The sequence below is a fragment of the Rhodanobacter sp. C01 genome (assembly GCF_002001045.1).
Lineage (GTDB): Bacteria > Pseudomonadota > Gammaproteobacteria > Xanthomonadales > Rhodanobacteraceae > Rhodanobacter.
In genome coordinates this window covers 130081-147837 of the sequence record NZ_MUNR01000011.1, presented here as the reverse complement: position 1 = coordinate 147837, position 17757 = coordinate 130081, and the positions used below count along the sequence as shown (strand labels likewise).

The 17757-nt window shown below is 64.1% G+C and carries 15 protein-coding genes; 6 read left to right on the top strand and 9 right to left on the bottom strand.

The window, feature by feature from the left end; genetic code table 11:
- Positions 1-4: 4 nt before the first annotated feature.
- Positions 5-904: an Hsp33 family molecular chaperone HslO gene (locus B0E50_RS09890; protein ID WP_077441037.1), complete on the bottom strand. Its 900-nt coding sequence runs from the start codon at positions 902-904 to the stop codon at positions 5-7.
- A gap of 96 nt (positions 905-1000) precedes the next feature.
- On the opposite strand from B0E50_RS09890, the gene mtgA reads away from it, so the two are divergent.
- The 3 genes from mtgA (at position 1001) to B0E50_RS09875 (ending at position 3278) form a co-directional block, all read left to right on the top strand.
- Complete coding sequence (gene mtgA, locus B0E50_RS09885) at positions 1001-1741, top strand: monofunctional biosynthetic peptidoglycan transglycosylase (RefSeq protein WP_077441036.1); 741 nt, start codon at positions 1001-1003, stop codon at positions 1739-1741.
- 64 nt (positions 1742-1805) lie between these two features.
- On the top strand, positions 1806-2744 hold the full coding sequence (locus B0E50_RS09880) for a glycosyltransferase family 2 protein (RefSeq protein WP_077441035.1): 939 nt from the start codon (positions 1806-1808) through the stop codon (positions 2742-2744).
- Positions 2745-2849: 105 nt separating this feature from the next.
- Positions 2850-3278 (top strand): CBS domain-containing protein, encoded by a 429-nt coding sequence (locus tag B0E50_RS09875; protein WP_077441034.1) that lies wholly within the window; start codon positions 2850-2852, stop codon positions 3276-3278.
- Between the two features lie 48 nt (positions 3279-3326).
- On the opposite strand, the gene B0E50_RS09870 is transcribed toward B0E50_RS09875, so the two are convergent.
- The 6 genes from B0E50_RS09870 to B0E50_RS09845 all read right to left on the bottom strand — a co-directional run bounded on the left by B0E50_RS09870 (position 3327) and on the right by B0E50_RS09845 (position 10436).
- On the bottom strand, positions 3327-4637 hold the full coding sequence (locus B0E50_RS09870) for an MFS transporter (protein ID WP_254427244.1): 1311 nt from the start codon (positions 4635-4637) through the stop codon (positions 3327-3329).
- Positions 4638-4880: 243 nt separating this feature from the next.
- Positions 4881-5933, bottom strand: coding sequence for an alpha/beta hydrolase (locus B0E50_RS09865; protein WP_077441032.1), 1053 nt, complete (start codon positions 5931-5933; stop codon positions 4881-4883).
- Positions 5934-5965: 32 nt separating this feature from the next.
- Positions 5966-7222: an ABC transporter permease gene (locus B0E50_RS09860; protein ID WP_254427256.1), complete on the bottom strand. Its 1257-nt coding sequence runs from the start codon at positions 7220-7222 to the stop codon at positions 5966-5968.
- A 29-nt stretch (positions 7223-7251) separates the two neighbouring features.
- Positions 7252-8418, bottom strand: a complete 1167-nt coding sequence (locus B0E50_RS09855; protein WP_077441030.1) for an ABC transporter permease — start codon at positions 8416-8418, stop codon at positions 7252-7254.
- Between the two features lie 10 nt (positions 8419-8428).
- Entirely contained in the window at positions 8429-9115 is a 687-nt protein-coding gene (locus B0E50_RS09850) for an ABC transporter ATP-binding protein (protein ID WP_077441029.1), read from the bottom strand.
- 79 nt (positions 9116-9194) lie between these two features.
- The gene (locus B0E50_RS09845; protein ID WP_077441028.1) at positions 9195-10436 is read right to left on the bottom strand and encodes an efflux RND transporter periplasmic adaptor subunit; all 1242 of its coding nucleotides are present in this window, start codon (positions 10434-10436) and stop codon (positions 9195-9197) included.
- Between the two features lie 157 nt (positions 10437-10593).
- On the opposite strand from B0E50_RS09845, the gene B0E50_RS09840 reads away from it, so the two are divergent.
- From B0E50_RS09840 to B0E50_RS09830, 3 genes are all read left to right on the top strand, one after another.
- Positions 10594-11280 carry a fumarylacetoacetate hydrolase family protein gene (locus tag B0E50_RS09840; protein WP_077441027.1) on the top strand — a complete coding sequence of 229 codons (687 nt, stop codon included), beginning with the start codon at positions 10594-10596 and terminating at the stop codon, positions 11278-11280.
- Between the two features lie 82 nt (positions 11281-11362).
- Positions 11363-11773, top strand: a complete 411-nt coding sequence (mscL, locus tag B0E50_RS09835) for a large-conductance mechanosensitive channel protein MscL (RefSeq protein ID WP_077441026.1) — start codon at positions 11363-11365, stop codon at positions 11771-11773.
- 136 nt (positions 11774-11909) lie between these two features.
- Complete coding sequence (locus B0E50_RS09830; protein WP_077441025.1) at positions 11910-13349, top strand: M20/M25/M40 family metallo-hydrolase; 1440 nt, start codon at positions 11910-11912, stop codon at positions 13347-13349.
- A gap of 85 nt (positions 13350-13434) precedes the next feature.
- On the opposite strand, the gene B0E50_RS09825 is transcribed toward B0E50_RS09830, so the two are convergent.
- Positions 13435-16533, bottom strand: a complete 3099-nt coding sequence (locus B0E50_RS09825; RefSeq protein ID WP_077441024.1) for an efflux RND transporter permease subunit — start codon at positions 16531-16533, stop codon at positions 13435-13437.
- Positions 16534-16542: 9 nt separating this feature from the next.
- A complete protein-coding gene (locus tag B0E50_RS09820; protein WP_077441023.1) occupies positions 16543-17658 on the bottom strand; it encodes an efflux RND transporter periplasmic adaptor subunit in 1116 nt (371 codons plus the stop codon).
- Between the last annotated feature and the right edge of the window lie 99 nt (positions 17659-17757).

Here is a 17757-nt window from a genome sequence, read left to right as displayed (position 1 = left end):
GCGATCACTGCGTGGTATCCGGCACGACTGGCGTCACGCCCTCTCCAAGCAGAAGCTCGGCATCGATGCGATCGAAGTGATAACGCTGCGCGCAGAATTCGCAGACCACCTCGATCTCGTCACCACGCGCTGCCAGCGCTGCCTCGACTTCGTCGCGACCGAGCGAACGCAGCATCCCGGCCACCCGTTCGCGGCTGCAGCTGCAGCCGAATGCCAGTACGCGCGGCTCGAACAGGCGCACCGACTCCTCATGATAGAGCCGGTACAGCAGTTGCTCCGGCGCACTGGCCAGCAGCTCGTCGCGACCCAGCGTGGCAGTCAGATGCACGACGCGACTCCAGGCATCGTCGTCCTGCGCGGCGGCATGGCCACCTTCGTCCGGCAGCTTCTGCAACATCAGGCCGACGGCATGTTCGCCGTCGGCCGCAAGCAGGATGCGTGCAGGCAGCTGTTCGGACTGGATGAAGTAATTCTCCAGCGCCGCGGCCACGTCCGCATGGCACAGGTCGACCAGGCCCTGGTAGCGCTGACCACGCTCCACGTTGCCGATGGTGATTGCCATGCTGGCGTCGGGCAGCCCGTCCAGCATCAGTGGCGCGGGCAACGGATCGTTCCAGCGTGCCAGACCACGCAGGCGGCCCTGATCGCTGCATTCGGCAAACAGCAGGCGCAGCGCACCGCTGCTCTTCACTTCCACCGACAGCGCGCCGTCCAGCTTGATGTTGCCGGTCAGCAGCGCGCTGGCCGCCAGCGTCTCGCCCAGCATCGCCTGCAATGCCGGCGGATACTCCGCGCGGCCGGCCACTTCACGCCACGCCGGACCCAGCCGCACCAGCACACCGCGCACGCCGGCGCGTTCAAGCAGGAATCGGTGCAGCACATCGTCGACGGGCAGGTTTTCCACGGCTAGTGTCCTCTTGGGGTCAGCCGGCACAGATGGGGGCGTAATGCGGCCGGGACAACACTCTTATACTGCCGGCATCCCTCTTCGCGTACCGCCATGCCGCTGCCATTTCGTCGACCGTTGCTGAATCGCCTGCTGCGCCCGCTGGCGATCCTTGCGCTGGCGTGGCTGGCACTCAGCTGGCTGGCGGTGATCGTGCTGCGCTTCGTGCCGCCGTGGACGTCGGCGATGATGCTCGAGCGCCAGCTCGGCGCGTGGATCCACGGCGAGAAGGATTTCCACCTGCAGCAGCACTGGGTGCCGTGGCCGCAGGTATCGCCTTACGTGCCGCTGGCGATGGTGGCCGGCGAGGACCAGAAGTTTCCGTATCACCACGGCTTCGACTTCGATTCCATCCAGAGTGCAGTGGATGCGGCCGACGACGGCAAACGCCTGCGCGGCGCCAGCACGATCAGCCAGCAGACCGCCAAGAACCTGTTCCTGTGGAACGGTCGCAGCTTCGTGCGCAAGGGGCTGGAAGCATATTTCACCGTGCTGATCGAACTGACCTGGCCGAAGCAGCGCATTCTCGAGGTCTACATGAACATCGCCGAGCTGGGCAACGGCATCTATGGCGTGGGCGCAGCCAGCGACGTCTATTTCCATGCCTCACCGGCACGACTCGATCCGGCACAGGCGGCACGGCTGGCGGCGGTGCTGCCCAACCCGCGGCGGCTGCGCGCGGATCGCCCCAGCGCCTATGTGCTGCGGCGCGCCGGCTGGATCCAGCAGCAGATGAATCAGCTTGGCGGCCCGGCGTATATCGAGGGTCATGCGCCACCACGCCGGCCGCATTGAACGACGCCCTCGCCCCGACACGGGCAGTTGGTTAGCATGAAGTCCAATCTCGCGGGTCCTGCCCATGCCGCAACTCACCGTCGTTGTTCCCGCCTATAACGAATCCGCCGTACTGGCGCTGTTCCATCAGCGGCTGCGCAAGGTACTCGATGCGTTGCCGCTCGATGCCCGCGTGCTCTATGTCGACGACGGCAGTCGCGACGACACCTGGTCGATCATCGAATCGCTGGTCGCGACCGATCCGCGCACCGGCGCACTCAAGCTGTCGCGCAACTTCGGCAAGGAGGCCGCACTGACCGCCGGCCTCGACGCCGTCACCGCCGATGCGGCCGTGGTGATAGACGCCGATCTGCAGGACCCGCCCGAGCTGATCCCCGCGCTGGTCGAGCAATGGCAGGCCGGGTACGACGTGGTGTATGCCACCCGCAGTGCGCGCCAGGGCGAGAGCGGCTTCAAGCGATTCACCGCCGCGGCGTTCTATCGCAGCATGGAGCGACTGTCCGATACGACGATACCGCGCGATACCGGCGATTTCCGCCTGCTCTCGCGGCGCGCGCTGGACGCACTGGGCCAGTTGCGCGAACGCCAGCGCTTCATGAAAGGTCTGTTCAGCTGGATCGGGTATCGGCAAACCTCCGTGCAATATCTGCGCGATCCGCGTCTTGCCGGCCAGACAAAATGGAACTACTGGCGGCTGGGCCAACTGGCGATCGAGGGCATTACTTCATTCTCCACGGCGCCGCTGCGGCTGGCCACCTGGGTCGGGCTGGCCTCCGCCATGCTCGCCTTCGTCTATGGCGCCTGGGTACTGATTCATGCGCTGCGGTACGGCGACCAGGTACGCGGCTATCCCACCTTGATGCTGGTGATCCTGTTCCTCGGTGGCGTGCAGTTGCTGGCGCTCGGCGTGATCGGCGAATACCTCGGCCGCAACTACGCCGAGAGCAAGCAGCGACCACTGTATTTCGTCGAGGAACAACGGTTGCCGCGCGACCCGCGCTGAGCGTCGCATTCGCGCCACGGCTTCACGGCTTTACTACACCCCGGGCCGATGCCCGCGCTAGACTCGCCACAGACGGCCCGCCCGGGGGCCGGCGGAGATCCAGGCATGAGTCAGGTCAAGCATCTGCTGGAAAGCAAGGGCAGCACGATCTTCAGCATTGCGCCGGAAGCACCGGTACTCGAAGCCATCAAGCGCATGGCGGAACACCGGGTGGGTGCCTTGCTGGTGATGCGTGGCGAGCGACTGGTCGGCGTGGTGTCGGAACGCGACTATGCACGCAAGGTGATCCTGCAGGGTCGATCGTCATCGCAGACCGCCGTATCCGACATCATGAGCAGCGAACCGGTGACCGTCGGCCCGGATACCGATGTGTTCGACTGCATGCGCCTGTGCACCGACAGTCGAATTCGCCATCTGCCGGTCGTGCAGGGCAATGCAGTAGTCGGGGTGATCTCGATCGGCGACCTGGTCAAGGCGGTGATCGACGCGCAAGCCGAACAGATCGAGCATTTGCAGCGGTATATCACCAGTTGAAGCGCTACGGGGGACTCTGGTTCACTGAGCCGCCGGGAAAGCAGCGACTCAAACCGGTGCCTTCGCACCCTTGCCGACGTGCGTGTGTTCGTCCGGCGCCAGATCCGGCGACCAGCCGGCGCGCCGTGCTACCACGGCCGCCAGCGCAGCGACACCGGCGCCCAGCAACGCCAACCCACCAACGCCCCAACCCAGCGTGCGCAAGCCACTGACGGCGCTGGTGACCACCACATCGCCAAACCGCCATACCGCGGTTTCGACGAAATTCTTGCCCTTGTAGCGCGTCTCGCGCGGTACCCGCGTATACAGCGCATCCACGGCTGGTTTGGTCATGCCATAGGCGAAGCCACGCGTGATCACCAGCATCACCGCCAGCAGCAGTGGCACGCTGTAACCGAAGAAGCTGACGTTGCCACCACCGATCAGCGCCACCACGGCCAACAGGGCCAGATTCACCAGCGATGGCAGGACCAGTCCCCAGCCGGCGCCGCGACGCACCAATAACCACGGCGTCACGCTCAGCTGCAGCGCCGCGCCAAGCAAGTTGGTCGCCAGATCCAGGTCGTTGTAGAACGAAGTGCGCGCGACCGTGCTGATGAAATGCGCCTTGGCATAGTCGGCCACCAGCGCATAAGCCAGCGTGCCGATGCCGTCGCCGAACAACATCAGCAAAGCCATGTAGCGCAGGAACGGGCGCGACCACAGCTCCCTGATGCCGGCCCACAGCGAGCCGCCGATCGCCTCGTCACCACGACTGCCCGCCTGCCGATCGTGCTGCGCGGAAAGTCGCAGCAGCAGCACCAGTGCCAGCGTCAACGCCAATGCCGATACCACCAGCAGCGGTGCCACGCCGATCAGCTGCACCAGCAGCTTGGTCACCAGCGGGCCGAAGATCGCCCCGGCCATGCCGCCCAAGGCGATCAGTGAAAACACCCGCCGCGCCTGGCCGCTGTTGAAGATGTCGGCCATGAAGCTCCAGAACAGCGACACCACGAACAGGTTGAACACGCTGACCCAGACAAAGAACACCACACCCAGCTCGCGCGCGCCGATGCGGTCCTGCGCAACGAACGCGGGCACGAAGGCGAACAGGCAGACGATGAAGAAGCTGTAGCTCCAGCCCAGCAGCTGCTTTCGCGGAAAGCGCGCGACCAGCAGGCCGAACACTGGCGTCAGCAGCAACATCACCGCGAAGACCGCGCCATAGAACAGCGGCAGCGATTGCGAACCGACCGCGCCGCTCAACTGATCCCTTACCGGGCGCACGATGTAGTAGGAAGTCATCACGAAAAAAAACGCCAGCGCGGACAGCGTCGGCGCGGCAGCTTGTTCCACAACGGCTTGGCGGGGCAGACTCACGGGCACATCCAGCGTAGGGCGCGGCAAGCCTAGCATGCGTCTGCTGCATGGCGTGGCGAGCCTGCACGTGGTCGATGCCTCGGTGATGCCACACCGCCTGCCGGCAACACCAGCGTGCCACCATGATCGCTGAGCGAGCGGATTGATCCTCGGCGAAAATCGAGCTCGTCTACAGGAGTGCGCCCTGTGCGCGATGCTCTTGGGCCAGATCAGCTTCAAGGCAATCGCACCCAGAGTGAGCTCCTACGGAGTTGTCGTGAAGGGTAGCGGCGCGAATCCGGGGCAGCTGCCGCCGGTGCCGGGCGACAGTGCCTGCATCCAGTCGAGCAATGGCGGAAATAGGCGATCGGTGCGCATCGGCAAGTCCAAATGTCCCTGCTCCGACACTTCCACATAGCTCGCACGCGGCGAGCGCCGGGCCAGCTCGCGCAATGCATCACCCGCGATAAGGTTGTCCTCGGCGCCGCGCAGGATCAATGCGCATGACGGCGTGTGCGCCAGCGCATCGCCCGGATCAATCTGAGTCAGGTCAACGCCCAGCTGTCGGCTCGCACGCTGGATCGCATGATCCATTTCACGCGGGCGGATCCATGAGGCCAGCCAGCGATAACCGAACAGACCGCTGGCCGGTGCACGACGGATGACCGCCGCCGCATTGGCGTAAGGCTCGAGCGCGATCACTCCATGCACGTCCGCCAGCTTCGGCGAGGCGAACAGCGCGACCGTGCCACCGTAGGAAACCCCGAACAGATACAGCGGCCCCGGTAGCCGGTTTGCTGCACGCAGATCGTGCACCAGATCGACGATATCATCCGCCTCGCGCGGACCATAGCCCACCGGCGCATCGTCCGACTCGCCATGGCTGCGCAGGTCGGGCATCACCACCGTATAGCCGGCGCTGGCGAACAGCAGCGCCCAGGTCGTCAGCGCCGAGCCTTCCATGCCCCAGGGATGCAGCAGGATTACGCTGCCGCGCGCAGGCAAGAAGGGCGCCTTGGCTGGCTCGCCACCGAACTTGTAATCGAACTTGAGGCTGTAGTGATGATCCTTGCGCTGCTCCTGCACGTTGGCACTGAAGTCATACGCGCGCGGCTGGCCGTACCAGTAGGCCATGCGCACAGCTTGCCGTGTGTGCATGGCGTCGAACTGGAAATCGGCTCGCTTCAGCTCCTGTCGGAACCACGCCAACTGCGCCCGGTTGTCGTGCCCCGGTCGCTCGATCTGACGCGCCACAAACGTTGTGCAACCGCCCAACGCGAACACCAGCAACACCATCAGCCATCGTCCCTGACGCATCCCTGCCTCCTGCAACGTTCAACCCATGTCGATCATAACTCGCGCAACGCCGTAGTCACCGGCAACCGTGCCGCACGCACGGCGGGAAACAGGCCCCCGACGAAACCGATCGTGAGCGCCCACAACAGGCCGACCCACAACAGCTCCGCGGAAACCTTGAGTTCGAAACTGAGCTTGCCGACCGTGCCAGCCGCCAGCGTGGAGGCGCTGTAGCCATTGAAGACCAGCCACGCGAGTACGCCGCCGATCAAGCCACCGAGCAACGCCAGCAGCATGGTTTCCAGCATCACCGCCACCACCACCGGCAGCCCGCGGAAACCGATCGCGCGCAGCGTGGCGATCTCGCGCGCACGTGCCGCGACTGCGGCAAACATGCAGTTGAGTGCGCCGAAGATCGCGCCGATCGCCATGATCGAGCCCACCACGATACCGATCACGGTGAGGAAGGTGCTCATGCCTTCGGACTGCTTGCTGAAATAGTCCAGCGTGGTGCTGACATCCACCTTGAGTTGCGGATTCGCTTCCAGCTCGGTCTTGAAGGCATCGAACGCCTTGGGATCGGCCAGCTTCACGGTCACCGACGCGCGGCTGCTGCCGCGGCGATACGTGTCGGCCACCACGCCCGCGTCACCCCATACCTCGGAATCCATCGCGTCGCCGGAGGCGAACACGCCGACCACGGTCCACATCTGGCTGCCGAGACGGATCTCGTGACCCGGCTCCAGTCCGGCAAACTGCTTCGCCGCGCCCTTGCCGACAATCAACTCGCGCATGCCGGGAGTGAACTTGCGGCCCTCGATGATCTTCAGGTTCGGTCGCACCGCCCAGGCCTGCTCACCGACACCACGCAACTGCACGCTGCCCTCGTCGTCCGCGCTGCCTCCTTTCAGCGGCAGGTTGGCCGCGACCACCAGCTCGGGCGAGGCGATCGGCTGCCCCTTCGCATCCTTCGCGATGCCGACGGCCTGCGGGATCAGGGTGACGCTGTCGTGATCAAGTACCGACATCACTTCGGAGGCGGAGGCGCCACGCATCACGATGGCGGTATCGGCACTGCCGGTCTTGTTCAGTGTCTCGCGGTAGCCGTCGCTCATCGCCAGCAACGCGACCAAGACGGCTACCACGCCGGCGATACCCACCACGATCACCGACGACATGCCGAGTCGCTGCCTGAGCGTGCTGATGCCGACCGACGTGATCGAAACTGCCTGCCTGCCCTGCCGGGTCAGCAGCATCCAGATCGCCAGGAAAACCGCCGACACCAGCGCGAGGGTGGAAAACAACAACATCAGAAAGTGCAGGAACATGCTCGTTCTCCTCAGCGGCCGGCCAGTGCATCGACGATATTCAGACGCATCGCGCGGATCGCCGGCAACGCGCCGACCAGCAGGCCGACCGCGATCATCAGCAGCAACCCGTGCATCCAGATGCCCGCATCCAGCGGTGCCATCGGTATCGCGCCACCCATCTTCGACTGGATACCGCCCACCATCAGCATCGCCAGGCCAAGGCCCAGCACGCCGCCGAGCAACAGCAGCAGCACCGATTCGGCCAGCACCATCGCCAGCACGCTTTGGCTGGAAAAGCCGATCGTCTTCAGCACCGCCAGTTCGGAGGTACGCTCGCGTACCGCCTGCATCATGGTGTTGCCCGACAGCAGCAGCAGGGTGAAGAACACCGCGCCCATGATCGAGCTGACAATCAGGCCGATGTCGGCCAGCTGCTTCATCCATGATGCGGTAGCCGCGGCCTCGGTCTGCGTGCGCGTCTCGTGATCGGAGTTGGCCGAAATCGCATCGATCGCCTTGGCCACCCGATCGGCCTGATTCACGTCGGTAACACGCGTAACATACCAGCCCACGGTGCCGCGGTTGTATGGCGTGGTCTCGTCGAAGTACTTCCAGTTCAGCAGGAACATCTGGTCGTAGAAACCGCCGGCCTTCTTGTCCTTCGAATGCAGGATGCCGACGATGTCGAACGTCCAGTTCTTGCTGCCCTCGTGGTTCGGAAAGATCGTCGACTGCATCGGGATCTTGTCACCCACCTTCCAGTGGAATCGCTCAGCCAGCTTTTCGCCGACCAGTGCACCGGTACGGGTATCGTCGAACGCCTTGCGCTCGGCAGGGCTCACTTCCATCTCCGGATAAAGATCGAGATAGTTCGGCTCCACCGCAAAGCTGAAGACCTGGTTGTGCGGGTCCTGGTAGGCACCCCCGAACCAGTTCGCATAGGTCACCATCTTCACACCCGGCACCTTGGCAATCTGCGCCTCCAGCGACTGCGGCAAGGTCTGGATGAAGGAGAGCCGGGAGCCGGTCTGCAGCCGTTCGGCGCCATTCGCGCTGTTGCCGGCCTGGTCGAATCCCGTGCGCACTGCATCGAGCATGCCGAACAGCAGGAACGCCGCAATGATCGACACCAAGGTGAGTATCGTGCGGGTCTTGCGCCGGAACAGCGCCGCCCAGATCAGATGAAGGTATTTCATCGTCGTCTCCTCACGCCGTTGTCTGTTCGACCAAAGTACCCTTGTCCAGATGCAGTGTATGGCTGGCGTATTCTGCTGCCTTCGGATCGTGGGTGACCATCACGATGGTCTTGCCGTGATCTCGATTGAGCTGCTGCAGCAGGCCGAGTACGTCCTCGGCGGACTGGCGATCCAGATCACCGGTCGGCTCGTCGCAGACCAGCAGGGTGGGATCGGAGACGATCGCGCGGGCAATCGCCACACGCTGCTGTTGACCGCCCGACAGCTCGCTCGGCTTGTGCGAGGCACGATCGGCCAGTCCCACCAGTTGCAGCGCGATCGACGCGTTCTTCCTGCGCTGGGCGCCGGAGAGCTTGGTCAGCAGGAGGGGAAGTTCCACATTGCGCTGCGCCGAAAGCATCGGCATCAGGTTGTAGAATTGGAAGACGAAGCCGACATTCGATGCACGCCATTTCGCCAGCGCGCCACCACCGAGCTGGTCGATGCGCTGGCTGCCCACGGTGATGCTGCCGGCACTTGGCGTATCGAGGCCACCGATCAGGTTCAGCAAGGTGGTCTTGCCGGAGCCGGATGGCCCCATCAACGCCAGGAAATCGCCTTCGGCAATTGCGAGGTTGACGTGGTGGAGCACCTCGACTTTCTGCTTGCCGCGCTCATAGGTCTTGGCGAGGTTCTGGATATCGATCAGTGTGCCCATCATGTTTCTCCAATGAAGATAGAAATCTGTTGACTCGACCAGATATCGACGAATGAGACGCCGACTGATCGACGAGGCGTCATGATTTGCCTTGTTCGACCTGGACGTCCGAACCGTCGTGCAACCCTGCCGGTGGCGACACCACCACGCTGTCACCCGGTTTCACCGCCATCGGCAGCAGACGCAGCTCGCCATAGGCTTGCGCCGCCGGATTCACGACACGCTGCTGCACGTGGCCACCTTCGACCACGAACACCACGCTGTGACCATCCCTCTGCACGATCGCTGACGCCGGTACCAGTACACCCTGCGGTGCCTGCGCACCGGCCTGCGGTTTCACTTCAAGAAACGACACCCGCACACCCATGTCGGGCACGATGCGCGCGTCCTTCTGCTCCAGCGCCACGCGCACCTTGATGGTGGCCTTGCCGCGATCGGCGGTCGGCACGATGGCGATCACGTGGGCCGGAATCTTCCAGTCCGGATAGGCGTCCAGCACCGCCTCGGCCGACATGTCCGGCTTGACCCGGCCGATATATGCCTCATTGACGTCGACGTCGACTTCCAGCGAATCCATGTCGACGATCGTGCCCACGCCGGTGCGGGTGAAGCCGCCACCGGCGGAGAACGGCGAAATGATCTCGCCGACCTGCGCATCCTTGGTCGTGATCACGCCGGTGAACGGCGCGCGCACCACGCAGTAATCGAAATTGACCTGGGCCTCGGTGACCTGCGCATCGGCGGATAGGGCGTTCTTCTGCTGCGAAACGAGCATCGCGCGCGTGCTGTCGGCCAGCGTGACCGCCTGCTCGGCGGACTGCTTCGATACCAGCCCCTGCGCAGCCAGCGACTGCTGGCGCGTTGCGTCGCGCAGGTTCTGCGCCAGCTGGGCCTGATATTGCGTCACCAGCGCATGGGCGGCGGCGGCCTGCGCCTTGGCTGTGTCTAGCGCCGCCTTGTAGGCACTGTCGTCCAGCCGCGCCAGCACCTGATCCTGCTTGACGTGATCACCTTCCTCGATCAGCACCGCGGTCAGTGTGCCGGTGATCTGTGCGGAGACGGTTGCCTGGCGCCGTGCGGTGACGTAACCGGTGGCCTGCAGTACCGCGCCCGCGTCCCTGTCCGACGCGGATGTGACCGCGACAGCGGTCTGCACCGGCAACGGTCGATGTCCCAGCAGCATCCAGCCGGCGCCAGCCAGCAGCAACAGGACCACGACGATCGCGCCGACGATCCACGGCCAGCGGCCACCACCGCCATCGTGGTCGTCGCGCTGATGGCGCTCGATGCGCAGTTCCTTCAACAGATCGGCGTTGCTCACCCTGACTCCCTGCCCGGCCTGGCCGGCTGCTCGACAAGTACAAGAATGGCGGATCGGCTGCAGCGTCCATCAGGGTGCAGCATCAGCCATCGTCAATGACAGCTGTCACCCGCGCAAGCCCCGTCACCCTCATGATCAGTTTGGTACGCTTGCCGGCATGACCTACACGATTGCGCCACCTGCCCTTCCCAGCCTGCCGATCATCGGCAGCGACCAGCGCTTCCCGATCCGCAGGGTATTCTGCATCGGCCGCAACTATGCCGAGCATGCCCGCGAAATGGGCGCCAGCGTGGACAAGTCCGCGCCAATGTTCTTCTGCAAGCCAGCCGACGCCGTGATCAGTGACGGCGCCGATGTGCCCTACCCCTCGGCCACCAGCGACCTGCATCACGAAGTGGAAATGGTGGTCGCACTTGGCCGCGGTGGCCATGACCTTGCCCCTGAGCAGGCTGGCTCACTGGTATGGGGTTATGGCGTGGGCCTCGACCTGACCCGCCGCGACCTGCAGGCGCAGGCCAAGGCCAAGGGCCATCCATGGGATGTGGCCAAGGCGTTCGATCATTCCGCCCCGGTTTCCGCGCTACGCCCCGCAACTGACGTGAGCCTGACTGCAGACACCGTGCTGCGCCTGAGCGTCAACGACGCGCTGCGCCAGCAGACCGCGCTGAGTGAAATGGTTCACGACGTGCCGCACATTCTTGCGGCGCTGTCCACGTTGTTCGAGCTGAAAGCAGGCGATCTGGTGTTCACCGGCACCCCCGCCGGCGTTGCTGCACTAAAGCGCGGCGACCGCTTCCACGCCGAGCTAGTGGGAGTCGCCACGCTGGATGGCCGGATCGTCTGAATTCAGCGGTTTCCCACTGTGCGCATCGACATGCCTGCGTTAAAGTCCATGGGCCATTCGGCACAATCTGGGAGGAAAAGGCATGAGCATGCTGCAGGAATTCAAGGCTTTCGCCATGCGCGGCAGCGTCGTTGACTTGGCGGTCGGTGTCGTCATCGGTGGTGCCTTTGGCAAGATCGTCAGCTCGCTGGTCGACAAGATCATCATGCCGCCGATCGGCATGCTCACCGGCGGCATCGATTTCAGTCAGCTGAAATGGGTACTCAAGCCGGGCGATGACAGCGATCCCAAACACAAGATCGCGGAAGTGGCGATTGGTTATGGCGACTTCATCAATACCGTGATCACTTTCCTCATCATTGCTGCGGCGATCTTCATCGTAGTCAAGGGCATCAACAGCATGCAGAAGAAGCAGGAAGAAGCGCCGGCAGCGCCACCAGCCGATGTGGCACTGCTTACCGAGATCCGCGACCTGCTGAAGAACAAAGCGTAAGGCGACACCGCGCTCAAGGGCTGGACCATTCCCGGATGGTCCGGACCTTGTCGCTTCCACGACAGACATGACTTCCGGCCTAAGCGATACCTGACTTCAGCGCCATAATCGGGGTTTACCCTGCGGAGTCCCCCCGATGCGCCGTCTTCCCCTTACCCTCCTCGCTGCCAGCCTGCTGCTGGCCACCGGCATGGCCAGCGCCACCAGCCCCACCGCCATTCCTGCTGCAGCCGTAAAGACGGCCGAACAATTGCGTGACAAGGCGATGCGGGACGATACCGGCTACCGGATCGTCGAATCGCTGACCACCAAGATCGGTCCGCGCATGGCCGGCAGCGATGCCGACCAGCGCGCGCGCGACTGGGCAGTCGCCAAGTTCAAGGCACTCGGCTATGACAAGGTCTATACCGAGGCGGTCACCTTCCCGCTGTGGGAGCGTCACAGCGAACACGGCGCGATCGTGACGCCGTTCCCGCAATCGCTGGTGCTGACCGCACTGGGCTATTCACCCGGCACGCCGAAAGGTGGCCTCACCGCACAGATCGTGCAATTCGCCAGCCTCGACGCACTGAAGGCTGCCGACCCGGCCAGCGTGAAGGGCAAGATCGTCTACATCGGCTACCGCATGCAGCGCCACAAGGATGGCCACGACTACGGCATGGGCTCGGCGGTGCGTACCGCCGGCCCGGTGATCGCCGAAGCGAAGGGCGCCGCCGGTTACCTGCTGCGTTCGGCCGGCACCGATGCGAACCAGCGCATCGCGCATACCGGCGTGACCGGCTTTCATGGGAGCGACAAAGGCATTCCTGCCGCTGCGTTGTCCAACCCCGATGCCGACCAGCTCGAGCGCGTGCTGGCCTACGGCAAACCGGTCAGCGTGAAGCTCGATCTGGATTGCGGCATCGTCGGCCAGTACACCGGCGCGAACGTGATCGGCGAGATCACCGGGCGCAAGCACCCCGACCAGGTGGTCGCGATCGGCGGCCATCTGGATTCCTGGGACCCGGGCACCGGCGCGATCGACGACGGCGCCGGCGTGGCGATCGCGATGGCTGCCGGCAAGCTGATCCACGACCTGCCGCAACGCCCCGACCGCACGATCCGCGTGATCGCGTTCGCCAACGAGGAAATGGGCCTGTGGGGCGGCAAGGCCTACGCCGAGAAACACGCGGCCGAAGTCGGCAAGTTCCAGCTCGGTACCGAATCCGATTTCGGCGCCGGCCCGGTCTGGCGCATGAGCGCCAGCGTGAAGCCCGAGGCACGCGACGCGATCGGCCAGATCGCCAAGGTGCTCGCGCCGATCGGTGTGGCCTACGACCCGCAGCATCCGGGTGGCGGCGGTTCGGATCTGTCGCAGATGCACGGCAAGGGCATGGCCGCATTGTCGCTGACCCAGGACGGCACCTATTACTTCGACTGGCACCACACGTCCAACGACACGCTGGACAAGATCGACCCGAAGCAGCTGGCGCAGAACGTGGCGGTGTACGCCACGTTCTCGTACATGGCGGCTCAGGCGGACGGCGACTTCGGTTCCGCACCTGGCGCGTTTGCCGGCGACGGAGCCGGTGAATGATCGTTGGCGCATGAGCCTATGACGAAGAAGGCGGCCCGTGGACCGCCTTCTTCGTCTCGGATCACGTCAAGCCTCTATCGCGTAGTCAGTCAGCAGGCGCCGCCAGCGGCTTGCCGTGATGGCTGGCAAAACGCCGCTGCAGGCGATCCATGTAAATGTAGATCACCGGCGTCAGGTACAGCGTGAGCACCTGCGAAACGACCAGTCCGCCGACCACCGCCAGACCCAGCGAACGCCGCGTATCGGCACCGGCGCCGATGCCCAGCGCGATCGGCAAGGTGCCGGCGAAGGCAGCCATGGTGGTCATCATGATCGGGCGGAAACGCACCTTGCAGGCTTCAAAGATCGCCTCGGCCGGTGCCATGTTCTCGACATTCTGCCGTTCCAGCGCGAAGTCGATCAACATGATCGCGTTCTTCTTGACGATGCCGACCAGCATCACGATGCCGACGAAAGCGAACAGATCCAGCGACGCGTGGAACAACACCAGGGTGAGCAGCGCCCCCACGCCGGCGGCCGGCAGGCCGGAAAGAATGGTCAGCGGATGGATGAAGCTTTCATACAGGATGCCCAGCACCAGGTAGATCACGAACACCGCCAGCAGCAGCAACAGCCCCATGCCCTGCATGGACTGCTGGAAGGCCTGGGCGGTGCCCTGCACGCTGCCGGTGATCGTCGCCGGCAATCCGATCCCGGTCATCGCGGCATTCATGCTGGCTACTGCATCACTCAGCGAGACACCCGCGGCGAGATTGAACGATACCGTCACCGCTGGCAACTGGCCCTGATGGTTTACCGTGAGTACCTGCGCTTCACGATCGAACGTGGCCACCGTGGACAAAGGCACTAGCGTGCCGCTGCTCGACGTCACATAGAGTTTCGACAGCACGGCCGGATCGTTCTGCATCGGCCGGTCGACCTGCATGATCACCCAGTACTGGGTCGCCGAGCCGTAGATGGTGGAAATCTGGTTGGCGCCAAAGGCAATGCCGAGTGCCGACTGCACCTGCGCCATGGTCAGGCCCAGCGGCGCCAGCTTCTCGCGGTTCACCTTGACGTCGATCGACGGACTGTTGATGTCCAGATCGCTGGTGACGTCCCGGAACCCCGGCAGCTGCTGGAACGCCGTCGTCACCTTGCCGCTCCAGCTGTTCAGCGCATCCAGATCGGTCGATTGCAGCGTGTACTGGTACTGCGAATTGGACTGGCGGCCGCCGATCTGGATTGCCGGCGGATTCTGGATGTACGCCTTGATGCCGGGTACCTGGGCGAACTTCTTGCGCAGCTCGCTGATGATCTCGTCCGGCGTCAGCCGCTCGCTGGCCGGCTTGAGTACCAGCAACAGCGAGCCGTTGTTGACCGTCGCACGCGAACCGCCGGCACCGATCGACGACATGTACGAATCGACGTTCGGATCCTTGCTGGCGATCTCCGCCAGCCGCTGCTGCAACACCACCATCTCGTCGAACGAGGCGCCATCCGCGGCCTGCGTGTTCACGCGAAGCTGGCCGCTGTCGCCGGCCGGAATGAAATCCATCGGCGTCACATAGAACAACAGCACCGTCACGCCGATGCTCAGCGCAAACAGCACCAGGACCGCACGTGGCCGTTGCATGCTCCAGCGCAGGCTGCGCGTATAGCCGGTCTGCACGGCATTGAAGCCGCGATCGAAGCGGGCGATCAACCAGTTCTTTTTCTCATGGTCGTGCGCCTTGACGAAACGGCTGCACAGCATCGGCGTCAGTGTCACCGCCACCACGCCGGAAACCAGAATGGACACGCTGATGGTCACCGCAAACTCGTGGAACAGGCGTCCCACGATGCCGCCCATGAACATCACCGGGATGAACACCGCGATCAGTGACAAGGTCATCGAGATGATCGTGAAGCCGATCTCGTTGGCTCCCTTCACCGATGCCTCGAACGGCGTCAGGCCGGTCTCCATGTGTCGGACGATGTTCTCCAGCATCACGATCGCATCGTCCACCACGAAGCCCACCGCCAGCGTCAAAGCCAGCAGGGAAAGATTGTCGAGGCTGTAACCCAGCGCAAACATCACGCCGAACGTGCCGATCACCGAGATCGGCAGCGCCACCGCCGGAATCAGCATGGCGGAGAGATTGCCCAGGAACAGGTAGATCACCAGCACCACCAGCACACCAGCCAGCAGCAGGGTGAACTGCACGTCGTCCACCGAGGCGCGGATCGACTGCGAGCGGTCATACAGCACGTCGAGTTTGACCGAGGGCGGCAAGGTGGCCGCGAAGCCGGGCAGCAACGTCTTGATCCGATCCACCGTGTCCACCGTGTTTGCCCCCGGCTGGCGCTGTATCGCCAGCAGGATCGAGCGCTGTCCGTTGTACCAGCTGGCCACCTGATCGTTCTGCACGCTGTCGTCTGCATGCCCGACGTTGCCCAGCCGCACCGGAGCGCCGTTGCGATAGGACACGACCACGTTGTTGTATGCCGCCGCGCGCATCAACTGGCCGTCGCTGCTGACCGGCAGCTGCTGCCGCGTGCCATACAGCGAACCGGTCGACTGGTTGACGTTGGCTGCCGCAATCGCGTTCTGCACCTGATCGATGCCGATGCCTGCCGCCGCGAGCTTGTCCGGATTGACGTTGATGCGCACGGCGTATTTCTGCGAACCGTAGACGCTCACCTGGGCCACGCCGTTGACCATCGACAGTTGCTGGGCAAGCTCGGTCTCGCCGTAGTCGTCCACCGTCGAAAGCGGCAGCGTCGACGAGGTCACCGCGATGTACAGGATCGGTGCATCGGCCGGGTTCACCTTGCGGAACGTCGGCGGTGTCGGCATCTGCGTAGGCAGCTGGCGTTGCGCCGCAGAGATGGCCGCCTGCACGTCCTGCGCCGCACCGTCGATGCTGCGGTCCAGCTCGAACGTGAGCGTGATCGTGGTGGAACCCAATGCGCTGGTCGAGCTCATCGAGCTGATGCCGGCAATCGTCGACAGCTGCGATTCCAGCGGTGTCGCCACGGCCGATGCCATGGTCTGCGGCGAAGCACCTGGAAGGCTGGCCGAAATGCTGATGGTGGGAAAGTCGACGTTCGGCAGTTCGTTGACCGGCAGCTGCGGATACGACACCACGCCGAACACCAGCAGTGCTGCCATCAGCAGCGTGGTCATCACCGGGCGGCGGATACAAAGTTCCGGCAGATTCACGGGCGCCCCTCAGTTGGCGCTGATGCGCGCATGGCTGCCGTCGACCAGCAGCATCTGGCCCTCGACGACCACCTGCTCGCCTGCAGCGACGCCCTTGTCGATGACGGTTCGCTCAACCGTCGTGGTGCCCACGGTCACCGGGCGCTGCTTGATCGTGCCATCGGGCTTGTAGACGAACACGAACGTACCCGTGCTCGAATTCTGCAAGGCAATGACCGGGACCGAGACGGCGTTGGCGATGCGGGCTGTAGGCAGGGTCACGTTGACGAACTGGCCGGGAATCAGCTGATCGTCCTTGTTGTCGAAACGCGCCTTGAGCGTGATCGTGCTGGTCGTGGTGTCGACGGCATTGTTGATGAACTCCAGCGTGCCGTTGATCGGCTTGCTGCCGGCGCCATCCGGTTGTGCCTGCACGCTGATGGCACCACGCGCCTGCGCCTGCCTTACCGCAGGCAGACTGTCCTGCGGCAAGGCGAACGTCACCCGGACCGGTTCGATCTGGTTGAGCACCACGATGCCGGTGGAGTTGGCGGTGACGACCGCGCCGGGGTACACCAGCGGCGCGCCGAGCACGCCGTCGAACGGCGCCACGATCCGCGTGTAATTGAGCTGGGTTTGCGCCAGCTCCCGCGCGGCGCGATCGGATTGCAGCGCTGCCTGGGCCACACCGAGATTGGCCTTGTAGGTATCGATGTCACTCTGCGCGACATAGCCCTGGGCGAGCAACGGCGAATAACGCCCCAGGTCGGCCTTGGCCTTGACCAGGTTGGCCTCGTCGCGCGCCACGTTGCCTATGGCTTGGTCCAACTGCGCCTGCAGCGGCCGCGGATCGATCCGGGCCAGCAGGTCGCCCTTGCGCACGTGGGCGCCCGGTACGAAGGCCAGCGACTGGATCTGGCCATCCACCTGCGAACTTACCGTGACCGTCGAATAGGCCTCGACGCTGCCTATCTGCCTGAGCGAGACATCGACATCGCCCTGTGTGGCGGTAGCCACCTTGACCGGCACCACGGCCGCCGTCGCCGCATGTTTGCCAGCGGACTCGTGATGATGCCTGTACCAGGACACGGACAACGCAGACAGGCCAAGCACAACGACAACCAGCAAAAGTTTTTTCAGTGGCATGCGACAGGTACTCGTCGTTCCGTTCCGCGAATCCGCGGAGCATCAAGCGATGTGCTGAATCCATGGAGCGTGACCGCCGACGCTGACGTTCGGCAACCC

What these genes read in the sequence shown, in the direction of transcription:
- mtgA (WP_077441036.1), top strand. Translation starts at nt 1,001, where the DNA reads ATGCCGCTGCCATTTCGTCGACCGTTGCTGAATCGCCTGCTGCGCCCG.
- B0E50_RS09880 (WP_077441035.1), top strand. Translation starts at nt 1,806, where the DNA reads ATGCCGCAACTCACCGTCGTTGTTCCCGCCTATAACGAATCCGCCGTA.
- B0E50_RS09875 (WP_077441034.1), top strand. Translation starts at nt 2,850, where the DNA reads ATGAGTCAGGTCAAGCATCTGCTGGAAAGCAAGGGCAGCACGATCTTC.
- B0E50_RS09865 (WP_077441032.1), bottom strand. Translation starts at nt 5,933, where the DNA reads ATGCGTCAGGGACGATGGCTGATGGTGTTGCTGGTGTTCGCGTTGGGC.
- B0E50_RS09860 (WP_254427256.1), bottom strand. Translation starts at nt 7,222, where the DNA reads ATGTTGTTGTTTTCCACCCTCGCGCTGGTGTCGGCGGTTTTCCTGGCG.
- B0E50_RS09855 (WP_077441030.1), bottom strand. Translation starts at nt 8,418, where the DNA reads ATGAAATACCTTCATCTGATCTGGGCGGCGCTGTTCCGGCGCAAGACC.
- B0E50_RS09850 (WP_077441029.1), bottom strand. Translation starts at nt 9,115, where the DNA reads ATGGGCACACTGATCGATATCCAGAACCTCGCCAAGACCTATGAGCGC.
- B0E50_RS09840 (WP_077441027.1), top strand. Translation starts at nt 10,594, where the DNA reads ATGACCTACACGATTGCGCCACCTGCCCTTCCCAGCCTGCCGATCATC.
- mscL (WP_077441026.1), top strand. Translation starts at nt 11,363, where the DNA reads ATGAGCATGCTGCAGGAATTCAAGGCTTTCGCCATGCGCGGCAGCGTC.
- B0E50_RS09830 (WP_077441025.1), top strand. Translation starts at nt 11,910, where the DNA reads ATGCGCCGTCTTCCCCTTACCCTCCTCGCTGCCAGCCTGCTGCTGGCC.
- B0E50_RS09820 (WP_077441023.1), bottom strand. Translation starts at nt 17,658, where the DNA reads ATGCCACTGAAAAAACTTTTGCTGGTTGTCGTTGTGCTTGGCCTGTCT.